Below are 3,592 nucleotides of genomic sequence, written 5' to 3' on the forward strand. Positions count from 1 at the left end.
GAATTGAGCCACCGGACCACTGAAGGTCACGGAGCCCAGCCCGATAATGTCGCCCCCTACGGTACCGTTCTGAACATCCAGGGTGTCACCTTTACCCACCAGGCTCTGGATGCTGCCAATGGTGCCAACCTTCTGGGTCATGTTAATGGGTGGGCGGTGACCGGTGTCATCAAACGTCATCTTTGCTATTGTGCCATGGGCGTTTAATGACACGTTCTTGACAGGTACTGCTGACTGAGTGAATTTAAGCGGCAATGTTAGCTTATCGCTGGCTACGTCTTTGGTGGTCACCAGGCTGGCTGTACCGCTTTCAGTTACCGTGATGCTTGATGGGTTCTGTATTGAAATAGTTTCCCATTGTTTGCCTGTGATCCAGATGTCGTCTATGCCACTGACTGATTCAGTGATTTTGCCGCCGCTGAGAAGCAGACGATCGCCGTTACCTGGTTGACCTGTAATGTTGCCGGTGGTGCCATCGAGCTGGTTCAGGAAGAGCTGCGGACGTGTGGAGTCTGGTTTTGAGAGGTCAATTCCATGGATTTCACCCCCTTCATTATTGATAGCAAAGGCTGACTGATTTAAGGAAGGTCTGGTGAAGTCTACTATCAGCTGACCCGTTTCTTTTTTAGCCGCCATGTCATCGGTGATTCTGGTAACGACACCGCCTCTGGCAATGCTGAGAGTGCCAGGGTTATCGATTTTCGTAGAGCCCCATTTATCTCCCCGGATAATCAGGTTATCAAAGCCACTCAGTTCCTTGACTGTGCCTGAAACCATGACAAGAGTGTCGTTCATTCCAGGGCGTGTTTTTAGAAGGCCAGCATCACCACCGGATTGAACAAAGTGCAGTGAAGGGCGTTGAGCGTCACCCGAGAAATCCAGACTCCCTAATGTTCCAAAGTTATCCACTTCAACGAAGCCGTTTTCGGTAAAGTCGCTGTTGAATGCCAGATTTAACGCGCCACGGCCACTGCTGCCGCTGGAGCTTGCATTGATACTGTTGATCTGCGCACCCTTCTCTATATTGACGTAATTGGGATTCATGACCGGCACTGCCACTGACCAGGCGTCAGCACTGCCACTGGTTACAGTGATGGTAGAGATAGTATCAACCGCTGTTGTAACTGAACCCGTATTCAATACCAGTGTGTCGTTCAGGTCAGAACGGCCCTTGACGGTGCCGGTTTCACCCCCTTCCATTAACAGCTGTAGCGGTGGCCGGTAGTTTTTGGAAGATAGGTCAATCGTCTTGATGGTGCTCTCAGGCAAGCTGTGTACGGTAAGCTGGCGATCCTCCGATGTGGGTTGACTGAACGACAGATAGAGTGATTCAGGACTGGCCGAGGGGCTTTGAGTAGAAATTGTATCGATACTGGCGTTTACCGCATTAATGAGCGATGTATCTATAATCCAGCCGTCAGCGAGCCAGTCAGTTCCGCCAATCTCAACGGTGGCAAAACCGGAAATATTACCCTTTATGGATACTGTCGTATTTTTATCAGAAACATCTTTTTTAGGGGGAGGCGCAATATAAAGAGTATTGTCTTTGCCACCCACACTTTCGATGTTTCCTGTGATGGTTCCTCCATGCACAAACAGCGGGGTTTGGCCGGTTTGCTCCATCTTAATGGCAGTCGATCCCCCAACGATGTATCCGGGTTCGATGACAACGCCATTTGGAAAGTTACCCAAGTAAAGCAATCCGGTACCAGTACCGCTTACGGAACCCTCATGCACTAACTGGCCATTACCTGAGATTTTGATGCCAACGGCATTATCCTGGGTAAATATATGACCACTGTTGTTGACTTTCGCTTGTTGGGTGTCTGTGCTCATGGCAACGTTACCGTCGCCAGTAACGTGGATGGTGCCCTGGTTGGTCGCACTGGAGAAGAAATTGTCCGCAGGGGGGTTACTGGTATTGATGGTGGCCGTCATACCGTAATTGTTTTTGCCGCTAATGTTGATAGTGCCATCATTGACGATCTCTGCATTCCCCTGGTCCACTCCGGGTTTGCTGATATTTTCATTGCTGGCTTTCATTCCATAGGATGGTTGGTCGCTTGAGGACTGGCTGGATAGGTTAAGAATGCCGCTGTTGGTACCCAAACCGTTGATAATGAAAAAGCCAATGGCGGGGGCGCTTAAAATATTAAAGGTGCCATTGACCTCATTTGCGGCAGCGTTCATTTTGCGCGCAGCCTGAAAGGCTATGTGAGAGGGTATGGGTGCAGTTTGTCTCTTGACCCCCTGAACAGTGACTGTGCCCTGGTTGCTGATAGTATCGCCGTATTTGGTTAGGGCCATAATGACGTCTGCAGCGTTGCCGGTCTTCTCTCGTGCACTGCTGAGCTGGCCCTTGTTAATGACTTTATTATTCATGCCTACAGCGCTATCGATCATACGAATCTCAGTCTTCACTTTATCGCCAGCGGGCAATTCGCTCGTCACAGAACCTTCGATGTACAAGGTTCCATTCACCATTTTTATGTAGTTTATCGGGCCGGGTTTAGAGGGATCAGCGGGGCCTACGACGACGGTAGTGCCTTTCGGGATGGATTCTACTCCCTCGACAATTTTGGTTTTACCGGGGGGCCATTGTTTCGGGTCAAAGCGGCTACCCGTATTATCTCCCAAAGCCCATCCGGAAATCACAGAAGCGATGACAAACGTTAAAATATGCTTCGGGTAAAAAACATGAGACTTGGGATGACTCATTGATACACCTTCAAAGATCATAAAAGGCGGCAGACAGGCTGGAGAAGACTACCGCTGAAAAAAACGGATTCAGCGTTCAAGAAATGACCAAGACTGGACTGGGTGCAGTCTAGTGCAGCTGAGCCTTGATATCCATACAGCCCCCCGTTCATCCTGAGCGGAGTTTGGGTGCCATTGATAATCTGGAGCGTTGGAACGAGGGCTGTACGGATATAAAGGCTAGAGGTAGACAAAGAAATGTTTTGAAATACCCTTTAATTGTAAAAAAATAAGTCTTTAACCCAAAAAAACGACACAGTTTTAATATTTAAGAACTGGCGTTAAAGTGTCGTACGCTGTTTAATAGCCAAACTTAAAGTATTGCATTTCTCTGAAAGGGATTGTTTATGGCTGTCTTTCCGTTTACGACTATTTCCCCGTCTAAGACTATCTTCCCATTGGAAAACCCTGTGCAGCTAGCTTTTACCAACAACATTAGTGAGCGGGCGATTCAAAGCCTGTTCATTAAAACTGAAGGTAAAGAGGTTTTTCAATGTCTGGAAACGTTGTGACCAGAGAGGAGTTTGAGGAGCTTAGGGAAGAATTCAAAGACGAGACCATGGATCTTCGGATAAGGTACAACGATATATCCGAATGGCTTAAAGTCAGGGGAGTGGACGTTGCCGCACAAAGGAGTGCCCTGAATATCCCGACAGCTCAGGGCTTCAGTCTTTACTGGCCAGTTGGTTTAATGTTCGTTTAGCAAAGATAGCAGGTAGGCCCTGAACCCTGAGTTAAAAGGAAACCCGGGGGGCAGATTACTTCCGAAGAGACAGAAAGGACTGCTGCCCATTCTTAATGGTCAGAACCAACTCATCCACACTGTAGCCATCAA

2 protein-coding genes are annotated in these 3,592 nt (G+C 48.4%); one reads left to right on the forward strand and one right to left on the reverse strand.

The window, feature by feature from the left end:
* A partial coding sequence (locus KDK19_RS10150) for a hypothetical protein (RefSeq protein ID WP_257291865.1) occupies window positions 1-2,718 on the reverse strand: 2,718 nt, incomplete at its 3' end.
* Window positions 2,719-3,250: 532 nt separating this feature from the next.
* Between KDK19_RS10150 and KDK19_RS10155 the strand changes: the two genes are divergently transcribed.
* A complete protein-coding gene (locus tag KDK19_RS10155) occupies window positions 3,251-3,460 on the forward strand; it encodes a hypothetical protein (protein ID WP_257255128.1) in 210 nt (69 codons plus the stop codon).
* Window positions 3,461-3,592: the final 132 nt, after the last annotated feature.

Source organism: Endozoicomonas sp. ONNA1, from assembly GCF_024606325.1.
Taxonomy (GTDB): domain Bacteria; phylum Pseudomonadota; class Gammaproteobacteria; order Pseudomonadales; family Endozoicomonadaceae; genus Endozoicomonas_A.

Bases quoted from the DNA above. Each gene is read 5' to 3' on its own strand.
- KDK19_RS10155 (WP_257255128.1), top strand. From the start codon at position 3,251: ATGTCTGGAAACGTTGTGACCAGAGAGGAGTTTGAGGAGCTTAGGGAA.